Source organism: Psychrobacter sp. AOP5-GZ1-6 (assembly GCF_052376345.1).
Classification (GTDB): Bacteria; Pseudomonadota; Gammaproteobacteria; order Pseudomonadales; family Moraxellaceae; genus Psychrobacter.
In genome coordinates this window covers 1-17044 of record NZ_JBQSVP010000063.1, presented here as the reverse complement: position 1 = coordinate 17044, position 17044 = coordinate 1, and the positions used below count along the sequence as shown (strand labels likewise).

The following is a 17044-nucleotide window of genomic DNA, read 5'->3' as shown; positions in this document are numbered from 1 at the left end:
AATATGTCATGTCTATACTGTGCTTGGTATAGCAGCCTCATTTGAAGGGTTGACGGATGCCTGCATTAGATCAGGCTCATCATCATCGCTAATGATATCTTCGTTGCTACTTGCAGCCAGTAAGTCACGGTAGTTAACTTGAGCTTTTAAAATCATTTGCTCTTCTTCAAGATCGGCATAATTTACTTGTACCTTATGCAAAGTACTAATGATTTTTTTGTTATTTTTTAGCCAACGATGAATGTCAATGTAAATGACTTCATCTTTTGCACGGGCAATCTTGATGTAAGATAGTAGAAATCCTAAAGGGTCTTTTTTAAGGATGCTGTGATAGAACCAAATAAAGAACTTAACACCTTGGCGTTTAAGGTAAGACTCACAGCGTAGGTTGAGAATATCAGTATAGGTCTGCTGACCAAATACCAAACGTTGGACATTGCGATCAAGCTGAACATGAACTAGGCTAAAGTTACTAGCCACCTCGACATAAATCCCCGCTGTGTTAATCGTGCTGTATAGGCGAAACCAGTCGTCATGCATTTCAACACGCAACTCTAAGATGGCTTTTACATTATTAGTGACGAATTTTTGTAGTGCATCATTGACGTATTCTTGTGTCACTGGTAAGGCAAGCTCGTCTTCAAATTTATCAGCTGTTTTGTCATATACCTGTCTAACGGACTGGATAAGACGTTCCCAACCATTGCTGAATGACTCATCGAAACGGTAGTTAATATCCTCAAAAAAATCGTCAAAATCCTCTGAATTATCTAAGTTATCAAAATCACTCAAACTGCTTATCCTTATAGTTTATAGGCGTATTGTTGAATAGAGCGTGCACAGAAGCGCTGATCAAGACAAGGTAATTAGGGCGTGTTGAACATTCAAATATTAGGGCTGCTGATTGCTAAAATTGCACCAAACTGGCGCAAGCCGACGATAATGTCGAGACCTTAACTAGGCTTGTAACGACGTTTGGGGTGATTTTAGCATCAGCCCTTTGGGGCAGTACTCTTTTTTGCCAATATATGGCGAAATTGTTTAACCTAGAATGACTAGGTATCAAAAATTTCACTGCATATTGTCTAAAAAATAGTCGCTGCCAGCACCACATTTGAATGTTCAACACGCCCTAATACCAGTTACAAAAACTAGAGTAGCCAAGAAAATGAGTTTGATATGGCCAATCTTACTACTTAGTTTTGGTATAAAGTGGTTTTGATTTGGTAAGATGATACCTATAGTTAGAGAACAGCTAAACGGCTACTCGTTCCTAGATGTAATACTTGTACAATTTGCAGTCAGCTGCCTTGTATCCGTTCTAGAGTTCTTTGACTATACCAAGTAGTATATATCAAATATGATGGCTACAAAATGTACGCATATACTTTACAGTCATTCACTTAGTAGGTATTAAATATTTGATGGTTATCAATTGAACTGAAGGCACGCCTTAATTATACCCAGAATATAAAGCCTAATAGGCGTGGCTACTATAGTCAAATCATCAACCGATTTTAATTTGGCGTATTGATTTTGTATTAGGTTTGACAACATTCTTTTAATTAGTCGGCCAAAGATTGTAAATATTGCGCGAGTGGGGTAAATTGCTCAAGCAATAGTTATACTAGTGACATAATTCTTTGTCATGTTATCATAGCGCCAGACTATACTATGCATATTATTATAACGCTTATTATCTGCTGTTTTGTACCTATAAGCTCGTACCCATAAGCTGAGATTGACCGTGGCCTATATTAAAGATTCACAAAGCTATCATTTTTCCGCGCAAGTACCTAAGCGGGATATTAGCTTACCTGTTGCTGTTGTTATTGCAGTGGGTGTACACGCATTGATTATTTTTGGTGTTAGCTTTTCTATGGGGAGTGATCCTGCTGCAATGATGCAAGATGTTGCAAAAGTGCTCACTGATAACATGCAGCCAAACGAAGATGCCCACTTTATCGCTAATGCTTCTCAAGAAGGCGGTGGTACGATAGAGGAGCAGTTGCGACAAGAAAATGATCAGTTCAGTCCACTCTCTGCTGAGCAAATGGGTGAAACGCAAGATGTCATTAGCTTGCAACGCAAAGTGCGGCAGCAACGCTATCAAGAAAGCTATTTACGTACGACACTCAGTTGGCGTCAAGCCAATGTAGAGTCTGATAATGATAGCAAACAAGCACAAGATGATCTAATAGCACAAGAAGAGCGTCTGCGTAAACAAGTCGCTACCTTAGAGGCGCAGTTATCTCAACGTCAACAGGTCTATGCGACCAAATCCAAGGTCGTGACGGTTGATAGTAACTCAACGACACGTGGTTCTGCTGCAGATTACATCAACACTTTTCGCGAGCATGTTGAGCGTATTGGTAATCTACATTATCCGGTACAAGCTCGAGCGCAAGGCATCACAGGTGACGTACGTCTGATGGTCATTATTAGTAGTGATGGTAACGTCAAAGCCATCCGCCTGCTAGAAAGCTCCGGTTCAACGATATTAGACGAAGCTGCTAAGCAGTCGGTGAGACAAGCAGCACCTTTCGGTAAATTTACCGAAGACATGAAGGATATCGTTGAATTGCGTTTGATTCGTACCTATCAATACACTGACAAAGTTGATGTGACTTATTAGCAGACACTAGGGCATGTCTTCAATTCACCTGATAGTCATCTAAATGGGCTAAAAACGGCTAAATCTTGCCAAACAGCGTTAAATAGCTGGTTAATATCCTGATATTATCTGCGCTATTTTTATCACCATTTTTGAAATGAAGACACGGCCCAATATTTTGATTTGTAGATGAAAAATATCCTCAATTCATCAAACACAGCTATAAAATAAAGAGTTAGTATGGAATTTTTAGGTTTTACTATAGATATTGCTACCCTTACCAGCAACACATTAAGTTTAGTTCTTAAGGTTGCACTAGCAATCGTAATATTCATCGTGGGTCGCTGGCTCGCTAAAAAAGCGGTTGCCATTGCTCAAAAAATCATGATTCGTAGTCATTTAGATGATACCATTGCTAGCTTTTTGAGCCGGCTGCTCTATGGTGTACTATTGGTGATAGTGGCACTGGCAGCACTTAGTAAAGTTGGTGTACAGACCACATCTGTTGTGGCTATATTGGGTGGTGCCGCTGTTGCGATTGGTTTATCATTAAAAGATCAGCTGTCGAACTTTGCCGCTGGTATTATGATTGTGGTTTTCCGTCCATTTGTACGTGGTGATTATGTGCAGATCAGTAGTTATACTGGTACAGTGACTGAGATTACGTTGGTCAATACTCATCTAACGACGATAAATAATCATGATGTAATCATTCCTAATGGTGATATCACCACCTCAGCGGTCATCAATTACACCGCATTGCCCAATCGGCGCGTCGACATCACGGTTGGCATCGGCTACGATGCTGATATCAAAACGGCCAAAGATGTGATGTTAAACTTAGCAAGGAACAACCCGCTAGCGTTTACTGATCCTGAGCCTGTCGTGCGCGTGACCAATTTGGGTGACAACTCAGTGGATCTAACTCTAAATGTTTGGACGACCAATGCTGATTGGTGGACGATGCAATGCGATTTGCTAGAGCAGTTTAAACATGCACTCGACGATGAGAAGATTGAAATTCCATTCCCGCAGCGTAGTGTTCATGTTAAAGGGCTGGATCAGATGATTAACCAAATGAATCAATCACAAAAGCTACCAATGACAAAAGACTAGCTATCAATTGATTAGGGCGTATTGAATACTCATAAATAGGCACTGCTGATCACTAAAACAATTTCTGTTAGTGCTATGGTCAAATATCAAGTACGCCCTATATTTAAGCATAAGGATTTGGTAGGTTTAAACCTGCCAAAACCTCAATCTCAAAAAGCTCCATCTCATCTTGCTCAGCCTGTCCGATCTCATGGTCAAACCCCAGTAAGTGTAGCATGCCATGTGTTAATAGGTGGCTAATGTGCTGTGCGACTGTTTTCTCCTGTTCTGCTGCTTCACGCACTATCACATCATGACAAATAATCAGCTCGCCGAGTGCTAGGGTCGGCATCAGATCGATGATAGTGGCTGGCAAGTCACTAGGATAAGACAGAATGTTAGTCGCATAATCTTTGCCTCGTGCTTCCAAGTTTAATTCGCGACCTTCAGTCGCATCAGTAATGTATATATCAAGTGATTTTTGTTTTTCTTGCCACAGTTCAATATCAATTTCTGCAAAATAGGGCAGTACCAAACCATTATTAATACGCCCATCTATATAATCTAAAGTCGCATTTATGACAGGCAGGAGCATGTCACGATGATAAAAAGCATCGAGAATCTCGTCGTTGATGCTATTCGTAGCACTGATGTCTAATATCTCAAAGCTTTCATTGTTTTGTTTCAAACTATCATCATTATTATATTGGGTCATGTTGTTCTCTCCTTACTTTATTACCATGTTGTTTGTTTAATTTGCTCGAACTGATCAAGATTAACTTATACCATTCACAAGAATACGATTAGCTGTGTCAAAATCGCTTAGCCTACAATGTGTAGTGCTTGTACTCTTTTTCCTTGCTACTCTAATTTTTGTGAATGGTATTACTAATGCTAACCATCAGTCTAGCAGCAAAAAACCGGACTACTAATCAGTAATCCGGTTTTGCATTTCTATGGAAGTAAATAGCAGGCTAGCCAGTTTATAGTTTGGCTGCTGCATTAGCGATGGCTTGTCTACGCTCTTGCTCTTTGATACGCTCAAACTTACGCTTTTCTTCTAATACTATTTGTTCTTCATCGAACACATCGTATGCTTCGACAATTTTTTGTACCAATTGATGGCGTACCACATCTTTTGAATCAAACTTGGTGATATGAATTTCTTCAATACCACTTAATATTTCTAGTGCTTGGCCCAAGCCTGACTTATGACCACGTGGCAAATCCACTTGGGTGATATCACCAGTAATTACCGCTCGTGAGCCAAACCCTAGACGGGTCAAAAACATTTTCATTTGCTCAGGCGTGGTATTTTGCGCTTCATCTAAGATGACAAATGAATTGTTTAATGTACGGCCGCGCATATAAGCAAGGGGAGCTATTTCAATGACTTGCTTTTCAATCAGCTTACCTACTTTTTCAACGCCGATCATTTCATATAGCGCATCATATAATGGGCGTAAATAAGGATCGATTTTTTGGGTTAAATCACCCGGCAAGAATCCTAGTTTTTCACCAGCTTCTACCGCTGGACGCACCAACAAAATCCGCTCTATCTCATTACGCTCAAGCATGTCTACGGCACAAGCAACCGCTAAATATGTTTTGCCTGTACCAGCAGGGCCAATACCGAATGAGACGTCAGAGTTTAGTACGTTTTGGACATAGGTTTGCTGATTGCCACCGCGAGGAATGATGCGACCCTTACGCGTGCGCAAACTAACGGGTGTGAACTCATGGGTGACATCGAAATCTTCTTCTTTGGCAGCATCTTCTTCTGCGCGTTGCGCATCTGCGGCCATGTCTTCATCACGAGAAATGCTCGATTGGATGATAAGGTGCAGCTCTTCTGCGCTGATGTCTTTTTTGTTTTGCGCTTCATCTACCATCTTATAAATAATACGTTCACCGCGCTCAACACCAGTCACATCACCGCTCAGGCAAAAATCACCTTGACGCTGCATGATTTTGATATCAAGGCGTTTTTGGATATATTTCATATGATTGTTGTATTCACCTAGCACGATTTTAAGCTGTGCTGGCGTCAATGATTCAAACTTTATACGGCGGCTCATGGAGTCAGTCAAGCGATTATCCTTGTGTTAGGCGTCCAAAATGATGTTGTTTTATTAAGCTTTGGACTTAAGAGATAAAATGGTTAGTCGTTATTGTCTTAGTTTTAAATTTTAGAAATAGAAATGACGGTGGCAGTATTATTGGTTTTGCTGTCGGTTCTGTTGTTTGTTTTATGAATGGTGATAAGTAACGGTCTTGCCTTTATTATGGTAGATAGTTTTTAAATTTCAAGCCATGCAGCATCTACATGACGTTGTTTTTGTATGGTGATTGCAACTGTCATGCTTTATTTAACGTTTTTACAAGATCAGGGCGTGTTGAACATTCAAATGTGGTGCTAGCAGCGACTATTTTTCAGACAATATGCACTGAAATTTTTGATGCCTAGTCATTCTAGGTGAAACAATTTCGCCATATATTGGCAAAAAATAGTACTGCCCCAAAGGGCTGATGCCAAAACCACCCCAAACGTTGTTGCAAACCTAGCTAAGGTCTCGACATTATCGTCGGCTTGCGCCTAATTTGGTGCAATTTTAGCAATCAGCAGCCCTAATATTTGAATGTTCAACACGCCCTAATGGTTTTTCTGTTCTAATAGGATGCTAGGTTGGCCCTTAGTGGTATAGATTATTAGGCGTTTTTAGTACACGCTTTGTCTACGGTTAAGAGCATGGAGCGATAGGTAATTTGTGGTAGTCTATGAATGATATCATAGCGCTTTATAATTGAATTTAAAATACGAATAAAATAAGCAAGGTCAGAATATTGAAGCGGCTAAATGATAGCTACTAAATAAAAGCCACTAAATGAAAGTAACTGATAACGGCAATAAGTGCCTCATTAACTGCGTATAGCAAGCATGCCTCATATAATAAAGTAGGAATAAGCATGATACAAAATACTGATGTAAATTTATTGAATGCTCAAAATAAAGTTGAAACTACAGCTGACAACCGTCAGGCAATCACGGAGCAGCAAGTACTCATCGCGGGTGGTGGACATGTCGGTTTATCCTTTGCTTTACTGCTAGCGAATCATGGTATTGCGAGCACATTAATAGAAAAAAACCGCTATCCAACCATCAGCCCAAATGATGACCGCAATCGTAGCCATTATTTGGACAGTCGTAATACCGCACTGTCGCGGCGTACGGTACAGATTTACCAAGAGATTGGTCTGTGGGATAAGTTACAAAGCCATGCTTGCCGTATCGATTCAGTACAAATCAGTGAACAAGGTAGCTTTGGTCGCGCACAGCTCAATAAAGCGGAAGAAAAAGTAGAGTCATTTGGTCAAGTAATGGAGAATGCATGGCTTGGGCGTGAGCTTTTATTAGCCGCACAGCAGGCGCCATTGATTACGCTGATTGATAATGCCAATGTCAGCGCAGTGACACAAAAAGCGGATGGTGTCACGCTGAGCTTTAGCCATTACGGTGAAGAGAAAACAGAGCAGCAATTGCAGGGCAGCGTTTTGGTCGCTTGTGATGGCCGTGACTCTACCGTGCGTCAGCTATTGGATATCGGCACGACGACTTATGATTATCAGCAAACAGCTATCGTCGGTGTGGTAGAGACAGACAAGCCGCATGAGCATGTGGCGATTGAGCGTTTTAGCCCAGCAGGTCCACTTGCTGTCTTGCCACTAACGGATCCAGATGGTGATGGCAATAATGAATATCAAAACGGCTATAGACGCTCGGTCGTTTGGGTGTGTCCAAAAGGCGAAGAGACACGTTATTTAGAAGACGATGCGCATTTCTTACAGACGCTACAACACGCTTTTGGTCAGCGTGCTGGCACGTTTGTCGCTGCTGGTCGTCGTGGTGCTTATCCACTGACCCGCGTGCTAGCGGACAAACAGGCAGATGGTCGCTGTGTCATCATGGGTAATGCCGCTCACACACTGCATCCTGTAGCAGGGCAGGGATTTAATCTGTGTATGCGAGACGCCCATGTATTAGCGCAGATGATGAGCGCGCAAGTGCTCAAAGGCGCAGACATCGGCGATCCAACGCTACTTAAGCGTTATGAGAAGGCACGTCTAAGCGACCAAAAACGGGTCATTCGATTCTGTGACGCTGTCGTCCATGGTTTTACTCATCCCAATCCAGTGATAAAGCTAGCACGAAATGCAGCTTTGGTGGCCTTTGATAAGCTGCCAAACATTAAGCCATTGGTGGCGACCTATGCGATGGGATTAAAGTCGTAGTGCTATAGACAATATGCAGTGAAATTTTTGACGCGATTTTAGCGATCAACAGACCTTAATAACAAGCATTCTAATCTTGACTCGTATTGAGAGACACCTTATGAAAAATAACCATACGCTGATTATCGGTAGTGGTATCGTTGGTGCAACGCTTGCGCTAAAACTGGCACAAGCAAAAATGCCCGTGACGTTAATTGATGCTCGTCCAGCACGTGATGAATCAGCTTGGCAAGGTGTGCTGAGCAAACGTGATGCTCGAGTGTATGCGCTGAGCTTGGCCAGTATTAATTTACTAAAAAACGTGGGCGCTTGGCAAAAGATTGCGAGCTCTGAACGTAAGGCTGATTACTCACAAATGCAGGTATGGCAACTGAATGGTAGGGGCGAGCTGTTATTTGGTGAGAGTAGTGATAATTTTGGTGAAAGTAGCGATGGTTCGTCTAATTCTATCATGCCCCCAATGCTCGGTAGTATGGTCGAGCCAGCCGTCATTGAACATGCGTTGTGGCAACGTCTGGGTGAGGGTGATGTCAGTGAGTATCTGACTATTGTCGCTGGGCAAAAAGTGACAAATATGGATTGGTTAGGTACGCAAAAAGGATACCGTGTGACCGTCGATAACGGCACTGTGATTAACGCTCGGTTATTGGTTGGCGCTGATGGTCGTGGCTCATTTGTACGTCAGCAAGCAGCCATAGGACTAGACACGCTTGATTATAATCAAACTGCCATTTGCTGTGCGATCCATACTGAAAAACCGCACCAAGCAACCGCACGTCAAGCGATGCTGCCTACGGGTACGCTGGCGTTATTGCCATTAGCGGATATCACCGACGACGACAAAATCAATCCACAGCATTGGCAGTCGATTGTATGGACGTTGCCGCGCAATCAGGCATTGGCATTGATAGAGGAAGATGACCGTGTTATCGCCGATAAACTGGCTGCTGCCTGTCATTATGAGCTAGGCGCTATCAGTCAGATTGAATCCATTGCTAGCTTTCCACTGACTGCGCAACAAGCGAATAGTTACGTCGCCGATAACTTAGTCTTGATCGGTGACGCAGCGCATGGTGTGCATCCGCTGGCAGGTCAAGGGCTGAATCTGGGTATGCTCGATGTACAAGTATTGAGCGAGCAATTAGCACACGACTTTACTCGTAGTGGCGGTACGATCTGGGGCAGTAATCAAACGTTGCGTAGTTACGAGCGTCTGCGTCGTCCGCATAATAGCCTGATGATGCATAGCTTTTCTGCGCTTAACTGGCTATTCGCAGGGTCGCTTGCGCAATTACGCCCCGTGCAGCAGATACGTAATGAGGGCATGTACCGCGTTGGCAAAATAAAACCGCTCATGAGAATGTTTGCTAAGCAGGCGAGTGGGGTGTAAGAACCTCGTGCTCAATTTTCATTTATCTTAAACCAAATATCTTAAGGTAACCCCTTATGCTCATCCCTAAATACTGGGCGCAATACAAGCAGCGTTTTGATGCGCTAGCCACGGCCGATCGGTCATCAAAGCAAGCAACCATTAAGCGCTATGGCTGGTCAGATATCAGTCAAGCAGAGGCTTTGGCTCATGCTAAGGAACGAGTAAATGAAGCGCATCAACGCTGGCTAGATGGCGAGGATATTGTCAGACGTGAGCGTAGGGAAGAGTATAACGAAAGTAATGGCATTCCTATACGTGAGCAGATTATTTCTGAGCAGAATTTCTCAGAGAATGGTTTAACTAAAGCTGGTGTAGAGAGTCAGGCATCTGATACGCAGCTTGTTGTCACGCGTAACAGTTACGGTGCGCAGGTTGCCAATGTTAATAATATTGCGATTATCGATGTTGATAACGATCAGTTATTGCACTATAAATATCCTGACGATTATGACAGCCGTGGTTATATAACTTTATTAACCGACAATCAAACTCAGCCTGCAGCTAAAATAAAAGTTTGGGTTTTTGTTCTTATTTTTATACTTATTGCCAGTGTCATTTCTTGGTTGGGATTATCATGGTTATGGCTGTTGGTAGTTATGGTAGGTGCGACTGCTTATTTGTGGCAACAAGCCAGTCAAAGAGAAAAAGCGCGTATACAAAAATATGCCGATGATTCTGCTTCGCTATCATCTTTTATAACGGATTTAATTCAGCAGCGCGTTGCCAATCATCCTAATGAGTCCTTTCGTTTATATGAGACACCCGCAGGCTTTCGTATGATTGCCACCCACGACACTATCCCGCCAAGTGATGCATTAGTTTCGGACTGGTTTGAGTATTTTCATGCAGATACTAATTATGTGCGTCTCTGTCAGGCGCAGCAGTGCTTTCGAGCACGGCTCACTGCTAAACCGTGGCGCATGGCTGAGGTTACGGACAAAAAACTGACTAAAGATATCCCTGCCAAAAATTTTTGGTTTGATGCCGAGAGCACAGACGCAGATAGTAGTATTGAGCAACGTCAAAACGAGTTAAAAGCACGTAATCAGTGGATTAACAATTACGATAAGTATGCTAAAAACTATCGAGCGTGCCGTTATATTGAGAGCTTTACTGGTAAGGATACTACCCATCAATTAGAGCATAAAGACATACAGGCATTTATTGAGTGGCACGATAGAGCTTGTCAGGTAGATAAGGACTTGTTATTAGGTTGATAAAGGTATGAGTTAAGATGGAATTATTTATACTGCGGTCACATACATTAACCATTTAAGCTGCTGCTCTGACAACCATTCTTTGTGAAAGTCACTATACAAATCTAGACGATCATCGATAGGCTCATAATTAGTAAAATCGAACGATGCAAATATGCTTCTTATTTCTGTAAAGTATGGCTGTTGCAGCTCCGAAACCGTCTTGTCACTTGGTAACATTGTCAGTAAATAAAAGAGAACGAAACCAGTCCAATCATAGACTATGCCTTTGTTGTTTTGTTTACTAGCTTCTCTAATGATAAGTAATGCAAAGTCTAGCGGTTCATAGAGTGCCACAGTTTCGTCAGTATTGAGGCTATAATAGGGACTGCCAAAATCTACATATAAGCGCTGTGACTCATTGTCCCATAGTGCGACCTCAGGATTGTCAGCTGACCGAATAGCTGTAGGGTTATCATAAACCCATGCATCACCAGCATCTATAAGGCTATCGAAATATTTTGGATACAGATGATATGTTGGGAATTCCTCTATAGCGTAGGCTTGCATATATTGAGTGCTGAGTAAAATATCTTTTACTCTAAAGTGCGTATGGCTTGTATCGAAAGCGGCTTGTAGGTAATAAGCATTATGTATTAAATGGCGTTTTTCTCTGTCAGTACTATCGGCGCTAGCAATGAGTTTTATGGTCTGCTCAATGATATGCTCTACTTCCCACATAGACATGCCGCTCTCCTTTTTTACCAAAGTATATCGATTCAAACGTTCTACTACATTATCACCCCAACGCTGAAAACAATACCATCAATACAGGCGAGATTATATTAATAATAAAACCAAAGCTAATCGCCAATGGCACGACCTTTAAACCGCCTGATTGCTGAATAACTGGCAAGGTAAAATCTAAGCTCGTCGCGCCGCCAAGCCCTACCGCTGCTGACGGATATTTGCGCATAAACATGGGAATAAATATCAAGGCAAAGAACTCACGCACCAAGTCATTAAATAACGCGACACTACCCCAGACCGCGCCATAAGCATCGGTCATGACAATGGCTGACAGCGAATACCAACCAAATCCTGATGATAGTGCCAAGCCTTTCGTCAAGGATACATCACTGAACACTAGCGCAAATATTAAGCCGCCAGCCAGTACTGCTATTGTGAAAATGACACTCATCTCAACGCCGCGTTTATTGAGCATGACTTCTTTGAGCGTAATACCCGAACCCTTTAGCCCAATACCAACCAGTAATATCAGTACCATTAACAGAGCCGTCATGGTGTTTTCAGGTGGCATATAATCAGCGGGTAGGAAATAACCAATCACCATGCCGATTACTACGCAAACGACTTGGGCGAGACTACCACGAATACTGACTTGATGTTCTTTGGATTTGACGCTGGGTTTTTTGGCCTGCCATGGGCGTATGTTGTCGAATATCATTAAAGCCAATAGACCAGAGCCGATAGTGAGAATTGAAAGCACGGCCACATACAGCACAATCTCAGCTACTTGACCGCCTAAGCCCTCGACTTGCGATAGTTCAATACCGATCAGTGCTAAAATGACAAACACTAAGTAGGACAAACCTTTATCCGCAAGCTTTGTCATAGCCGGATTAGAAGGAATGGCAAAGCCAATAAACATTGGCATTAAGACCAAAATAAGGGTGATCAGACTTTGCATAACGGCAGACTCCTGGTTTTAATGAGGCCTTTTTAACAAGCCGATGATTGTATCATATCGATATGTAAATACTGACAGTGGTACACTAGATTCTTTATAAAGCCCGATTTTATCGGGGGTAATTTGATTTATAGTCAAAGAAACATAAAACCGATATGATTGTATTATGGTACTACTGGTACAAATTTTACTTGCTTGCTGTATTCACAGAGGCTGCGAAAAATTTATCCCAGCAGCACTGTAGCGATTTAAAAATACTTTGACTATATAACCACGTCTAAGCATTTACCTAGCAAACTTTTGTTGTTACATTAGGATACCGAAAATACTTGGTAGTACTATGTCGCTATATCAGCTCAAACCTAAATTTCAAGATCAGCTGCGACCAGTCAGTAATTCGTTGGTCGCGCACAATTTTACTGCCAATCAAGTCACTGTGTCTGCGGTACTATTAAGTGTGGGCACGGCTTATGTTATTGCGAAGCCTGCAACCGAGCAGCAAGCGTTATGGCTGCTATTACCTTCATCATTATTCGTACGGATGGCACTCAATGCCATTGACGGCATGATGGCGCGTGAGCATGGTCAAGCATCAACGCTGGGTGCAGTGCTCAACGAAGTGGGCGACATTATCGCTGATACGGTGCTCATTACCAGTTTGGCTCCTCATGTCGCTAAATATGATTTACGAATTAATTCTGAACGACAAACTGGTACGAGTAAATGGTTTAGCACGCAGCGGCATATCAGTAGCATGACGGCATTGAGTATGAGTACCGAGCTGCTCGGTATCGCCAGCAATACAATACTAGGGGCTAGGGCGAACCAAGGGCCTTTAGGGAAAAGTGATCGCGCTTTAATACTAGGCGTGCTTGGTGCTGTTATGGGGAGTAAGCTGCCGTTATCGCGCGCCCATTTCAGCATCACACCGCTATTCATATTGACCGAAGCACTCCTACTCAAAACGTGCTTAAATCGTATACGCTATATGGTCCATTTATACTTGATGCATCAGCCGCCAACACTTCGATCAGTAACGCGTGAGTCGAAAAACAACTCACTATCTATCAACATTGCTTCATCACGTGATACTGCTTTATCCCTGAATACTGCTTTACCAAATAATTATACTGACAACGCCTACCCATTGGAGTTCAAAGAAATGCCAACTACCCCCGTTAATAGTCAAAAACTAAAAGAACAGGCCAGTGTTAGTTTTGAGCAGTCTTCACCCACAGATGTAAATGGTGAAATTATAAATGGTGAAAGTTGCTACAACGCTTATGATGGCACGGCTATTTATTATCGCTATTGGCTCACGATGCCGTTAGTAGATATGCAAAAATCAACGATTAAAAAAGCCGCTCAGCCGTTACGTCAAGTGATCTTATTACACCGTGGGCATGAGCACTCGGGCCGATTAGCCGAGTTAGGACAGCAGTTTGCAGCAGCAGGCTATCAAGTGTTTGCGTGGGATGCGCGTGGCAATGGTCGCTCAGGGGGTATCAAAGACCATGCAGAGAGTGTCACTGAACTAGAGAGAGATTTAGATGGATTTGTGCAACTGGTTATCGGGCAAACTGGCATTGCTATCGAGGATACCCTGATCGTCGCCAGTAGTATCGGTGCGGTACTGGCGGCAGCATGGGTGCATGATTATGCGCCCAATATTCGCGGTATGATACTCGGCACGCCTGCGCTAAGCATTCGCTTGTACATGCCCTTTGCGATACCGTCACTAAAGGTGGCACGTACGCTGGGTTTGATGTCACGTGTCAGCAGTTATGTCAAAGCACAAGTGCTGACCCATGATAAAGACGCGCAGCAAGCCTACAATGCGGATCCATTGATATCGAACAGTATTTCGACTGACTTATTGATTGATACTCATGCCACGGGTCAACGTTTGCTGGATGATGCTGGTGCCATTACCGTTCCGACGTTCGTACTGTGTGCGGGTAAAGATTACGTGGTGGATAAGCAGGCTGAGCGCGCGTTTTATGAAGCGATTGATACGCCTACCAAGCGCTGGCAACTATACCCAGACAGTTATCACGCAATCTTTCACGAAACCAATAAGGCAGATGTGTTTGCCGACTGCATAGATTTTGCTGAGCAGGTCTTTGCTGCGCCAGTACAGGCGCCTGATTTGAGTACCGCGCATTTGAATAGCGCCAGTAAAGACAAGGTAGACCGCTTAGCGATTAAGCCATTTAATCCGAGTTTTGCCATTACTCGTTTTGCGATGCAAAAGTTCGGTCATGTCAGCGATGCGATTGCCACAGGGCTTGAGCATGGGTTTGATTCGGGCCACTCGCTTGATCACGTTTATTACAATCAGCCAAGCGGTCAAAATAAATTTGGGCATGCAGTTGATAAGTTTTATTTAAACAATATCGGTTGGCAGGGTATTCGTATACGCCGCGCACATATATTAGAGCTGGCACGTTTAGCGCTCGCAGATATTAAAGACAAAAACCAAAATAACACTAAACCATATCAACCAAAACTGTTAGATATTGCCAGTGGTCATGGTTTCTACGCATTTGACTTATTGACTGAGTTTACCGATTTGCATGCGGAGCTACGAGATTATGAGATGCATAATATCCAAGCACTGCAAGCGAAAGCCTCTAATTTAGCCATTACTAATCGAGTCGTCGCTTGTCAAAAGGATGCGTTTGACGCCGCCAGTTATCAGCAGGTAGAAAAAACGAGCAGCAGCAAGGTTGATACAGGTTTCGATATTGCCATTAGCTCAGGCGTGTTTGAATTATTTTCTGACAATACGCTACCTGAAACAGCACTGGCTGGGATTTATGACAGCTTAAAAGCGGATGGTTATTTGATTTATACCAACCAGCCGTGGCACCCCGAGCAAGAATTCATCAGTAAAACCTTAAACAACCATCGTGGTAGCAGCTGGGTAATGCGCTGTCGCTCACAAGCGGAGATGGATCAATTGGTTGAGCGTGCTGGCTTTAAAAAGGTTGCCATGCGTATCGATCGTTTTGGTATCTTTACGGTGTCATTGGCGATTAAAACTGCACCAATCGATGATAAATAACACATGACTACTAACCATACCAAGCCTTATGAGCGTGTGCAGCTTTTTTCTGGAGGTGGCTCACGTTTTGGCTATTATCTGGGTAGTTATGCGGCGTTGGTCGAGCATGACCTAAAGCCAGATATGATTATTGGTACTTGCGGTGGAAGCTTATCCGCTTATTTGGTCAAGCTAGCGTCTGATCCTAAAGACTTGCAAGGGCTGATGTACAGCCGTGAGCTCTATTCAGTTATCAAAGCAATTCGCCATGTCACTCCTGATGAGGCCAACAGGCGTGCAAAAATGCGCTATATGACTCATGCACTCAAACGTTTGGGTTTGTCATTATCACATCAATCATCCAAAGCTCAGCTGCATCGGCAAGCAGACAGCTATGCGCGACTCCTAGATGAGTTGCAACAATTGGCGATGTTTCGTATTGATAATGAGGAGCAATGGCTTGATGAGCTATCTAGTTTTGCTTCTAGTAGACAGAGTGACTTTGATGCTAATAAAACAACGCCAGAGATAGCCATTATCGCTAGCCGCCTGTATTCAATGCCTTTCGATAGCAATATGGCTGATGCTCTAGCCAATGATAATTTAAAACTGCAAGAATTGTTGTTTGCACCGCTGCGTTTGGCAGATTATCTGTCAGACCTACCTACCGAGCTAATGACATCACCTGCGCATGCCTTTGCCAGTGAGCGGATACATCCGCCTGTTAAGCTCCTGACCCAATGGGATATTCAGTCAGTGGTTCGTGCTTCTATGGCAGACATGTATTATTTACCGCCCACCCATATTACAGAGCTTGGTTGGTGCTTGGGCGGCGTGATTAACCTCACGCCTATTGAGCTGGCCTGTCAGTTGGCTGAAACGGTATTTGCAGAGACCAAGGATGGTTACGATGCGTGGCTTGCTGCACCTGCCATTAAACGGGTTTTTGGTTTTGACCCAAATGCGCGCTTGGCCACAGTACATAGTTATCAATCGCAAGCCGCACTGTCAAAAGTCACCTCGCCAAAAGCAACACAGCCTCATTGGCTACCATTTGCCGATAATGCCCAGCAGCTGACGGGTCAAAATGTGCATAAGCGTTTTAATCTACAGCAAATGACCGTCGAGCTGATACATGCTGACTATGATGGCTTTGTGCAGCAAATGCAGGCGCAATGGCAGTATGGTTATCAGCGTACGATCGATTACATACAGCAGCATCAATTATGAAAACTTACGCAGAAGATAACGCTAAAAATCACGCGCCGCATATCATTGTCATTGGTGGTACAAGTGGGATTGGTTTGGCACTGGCTGTGCATCATTTTCAGCTTGGCTGGCAGGTGAGCGTGGTTGGGCGTCGAATGGCAAAGATAGAGCATATTAACAGCCAGTATCCGACTATCAGGACTTATGCTTGTGAGCTGACTGATGACACTCAAATAAAAAATCTATTAGAGAAATTATCGAGTATACGCTTTGACAGGCTGATTTATAGTGCGGGCAGCTATACCAATGAGCGTACGCATCAGTTGAATCAAGCAGACAGTGATAAGATGTTAGCGATTAATCTGCAAGCGTTTGAGCAGATATTTAGCTGGGCCAGCAAGCAGTTAAAGCAGCAAAGCCAGCCGATCGATGTCTTTAATAACAATATTAC

General features: G+C 43.2%; 13 protein-coding genes. 8 read left to right on the top strand and 5 right to left on the bottom strand.

The genetic code is table 11. The annotated features are described in order from the left end of the window. Nucleotides 1-12: 12 nt before the first annotated feature. Nucleotides 13-792 carry a hypothetical protein gene (locus tag ACT3RN_RS09445; RefSeq protein WP_192521020.1) on the bottom strand — a complete coding sequence of 260 codons (780 nt, stop codon included), beginning with the start codon at nucleotides 790-792 and terminating at the stop codon, nucleotides 13-15. A 955-nt stretch (nucleotides 793-1747) separates the two neighbouring features. On the opposite strand from ACT3RN_RS09445, the gene ACT3RN_RS09440 reads away from it, so the two are divergent. Further along, on the top strand, nucleotides 1748-2635 hold the full coding sequence (locus ACT3RN_RS09440) for an energy transducer TonB (RefSeq protein ID WP_192519235.1): 888 nt from the start codon (nucleotides 1748-1750) through the stop codon (nucleotides 2633-2635). A gap of 219 nt (nucleotides 2636-2854) precedes the next feature. Next, entirely contained in the window at nucleotides 2855-3730 is an 876-nt protein-coding gene (locus ACT3RN_RS09435; RefSeq protein ID WP_192519236.1) for a mechanosensitive ion channel family protein, read from the top strand. Between the two features lie 103 nt (nucleotides 3731-3833). On the opposite strand, the gene ybeY is transcribed toward ACT3RN_RS09435, so the two are convergent. Then, a complete protein-coding gene (gene ybeY, locus ACT3RN_RS09430) occupies nucleotides 3834-4424 on the bottom strand; it encodes an rRNA maturation RNase YbeY (protein WP_192519237.1) in 591 nt (196 codons plus the stop codon). A gap of 268 nt (nucleotides 4425-4692) precedes the next feature. Beyond that, complete coding sequence (locus tag ACT3RN_RS09425) at nucleotides 4693-5787, bottom strand: PhoH family protein (RefSeq protein WP_192519253.1); 1095 nt, start codon at nucleotides 5785-5787, stop codon at nucleotides 4693-4695. 889 nt (nucleotides 5788-6676) lie between these two features. On the opposite strand from ACT3RN_RS09425, the gene ACT3RN_RS09420 reads away from it, so the two are divergent. From ACT3RN_RS09420 to ACT3RN_RS09410, 3 genes are all read left to right on the top strand, one after another. Beyond that, nucleotides 6677-7999 carry an FAD-dependent monooxygenase gene (locus ACT3RN_RS09420; RefSeq protein ID WP_192519238.1) on the top strand — a complete coding sequence of 441 codons (1323 nt, stop codon included), beginning with the start codon at nucleotides 6677-6679 and terminating at the stop codon, nucleotides 7997-7999. A gap of 100 nt (nucleotides 8000-8099) precedes the next feature. Beyond that, nucleotides 8100-9389 (top strand): FAD-dependent monooxygenase, encoded by a 1290-nt coding sequence (locus tag ACT3RN_RS09415; RefSeq protein ID WP_192519239.1) that lies wholly within the window; start codon nucleotides 8100-8102, stop codon nucleotides 9387-9389. 56 nt (nucleotides 9390-9445) lie between these two features. Next, nucleotides 9446-10648: a hypothetical protein gene (locus ACT3RN_RS09410; protein WP_192519240.1), complete on the top strand. Its 1203-nt coding sequence runs from the start codon at nucleotides 9446-9448 to the stop codon at nucleotides 10646-10648. A 27-nt stretch (nucleotides 10649-10675) separates the two neighbouring features. On the opposite strand, the gene ACT3RN_RS09405 is transcribed toward ACT3RN_RS09410, so the two are convergent. Both ACT3RN_RS09405 and ACT3RN_RS09400 read right to left on the bottom strand, forming a co-directional pair. Then, the gene (locus ACT3RN_RS09405; protein ID WP_192519241.1) at nucleotides 10676-11374 is read right to left on the bottom strand and encodes a hypothetical protein; all 699 of its coding nucleotides are present in this window, start codon (nucleotides 11372-11374) and stop codon (nucleotides 10676-10678) included. A gap of 52 nt (nucleotides 11375-11426) precedes the next feature. Continuing rightward, nucleotides 11427-12338: a lysine exporter LysO family protein gene (locus ACT3RN_RS09400; protein WP_192519242.1), complete on the bottom strand. Its 912-nt coding sequence runs from the start codon at nucleotides 12336-12338 to the stop codon at nucleotides 11427-11429. Between the two features lie 340 nt (nucleotides 12339-12678). On the opposite strand from ACT3RN_RS09400, the gene ACT3RN_RS09395 reads away from it, so the two are divergent. From ACT3RN_RS09395 to ACT3RN_RS09385, 3 genes are all read left to right on the top strand, one after another. Further along, complete coding sequence (locus tag ACT3RN_RS09395) at nucleotides 12679-15405, top strand: alpha/beta fold hydrolase (protein ID WP_192519243.1); 2727 nt, start codon at nucleotides 12679-12681, stop codon at nucleotides 15403-15405. Nucleotides 15406-15408: 3 nt separating this feature from the next. Then, nucleotides 15409-16614: a patatin-like phospholipase family protein gene (locus ACT3RN_RS09390; RefSeq protein ID WP_192519244.1), complete on the top strand. Its 1206-nt coding sequence runs from the start codon at nucleotides 15409-15411 to the stop codon at nucleotides 16612-16614. Then, on the top strand, nucleotides 16611-17044 hold a 434-nt coding region (locus ACT3RN_RS09385), incomplete at its 3' end, for an SDR family NAD(P)-dependent oxidoreductase (protein ID WP_444518585.1). The genes ACT3RN_RS09390 and ACT3RN_RS09385, both read left to right, overlap by 4 nt.

What these genes read in the sequence shown, in the direction of transcription:
- ACT3RN_RS09410 (WP_192519240.1), top strand. Translation starts at nt 9,446, where the DNA reads ATGCTCATCCCTAAATACTGGGCGCAATACAAGCAGCGTTTTGATGCG.
- ybeY (WP_192519237.1), bottom strand. Translation starts at nt 4,424, where the DNA reads ATGACCCAATATAATAATGATGATAGTTTGAAACAAAACAATGAAAGC.
- ACT3RN_RS09425 (WP_192519253.1), bottom strand. Translation starts at nt 5,787, where the DNA reads ATGAGCCGCCGTATAAAGTTTGAATCATTGACGCCAGCACAGCTTAAA.
- ACT3RN_RS09395 (WP_192519243.1), top strand. Translation starts at nt 12,679, where the DNA reads ATGTCGCTATATCAGCTCAAACCTAAATTTCAAGATCAGCTGCGACCA.
- ACT3RN_RS09415 (WP_192519239.1), top strand. Translation starts at nt 8,100, where the DNA reads ATGAAAAATAACCATACGCTGATTATCGGTAGTGGTATCGTTGGTGCA.
- ACT3RN_RS09390 (WP_192519244.1), top strand. Translation starts at nt 15,409, where the DNA reads ATGACTACTAACCATACCAAGCCTTATGAGCGTGTGCAGCTTTTTTCT.
- ACT3RN_RS09400 (WP_192519242.1), bottom strand. Translation starts at nt 12,338, where the DNA reads ATGCAAAGTCTGATCACCCTTATTTTGGTCTTAATGCCAATGTTTATT.
- ACT3RN_RS09405 (WP_192519241.1), bottom strand. Translation starts at nt 11,374, where the DNA reads ATGTCTATGTGGGAAGTAGAGCATATCATTGAGCAGACCATAAAACTC.
- ACT3RN_RS09435 (WP_192519236.1), top strand. Translation starts at nt 2,855, where the DNA reads ATGGAATTTTTAGGTTTTACTATAGATATTGCTACCCTTACCAGCAAC.
- ACT3RN_RS09420 (WP_192519238.1), top strand. Translation starts at nt 6,677, where the DNA reads ATGATACAAAATACTGATGTAAATTTATTGAATGCTCAAAATAAAGTT.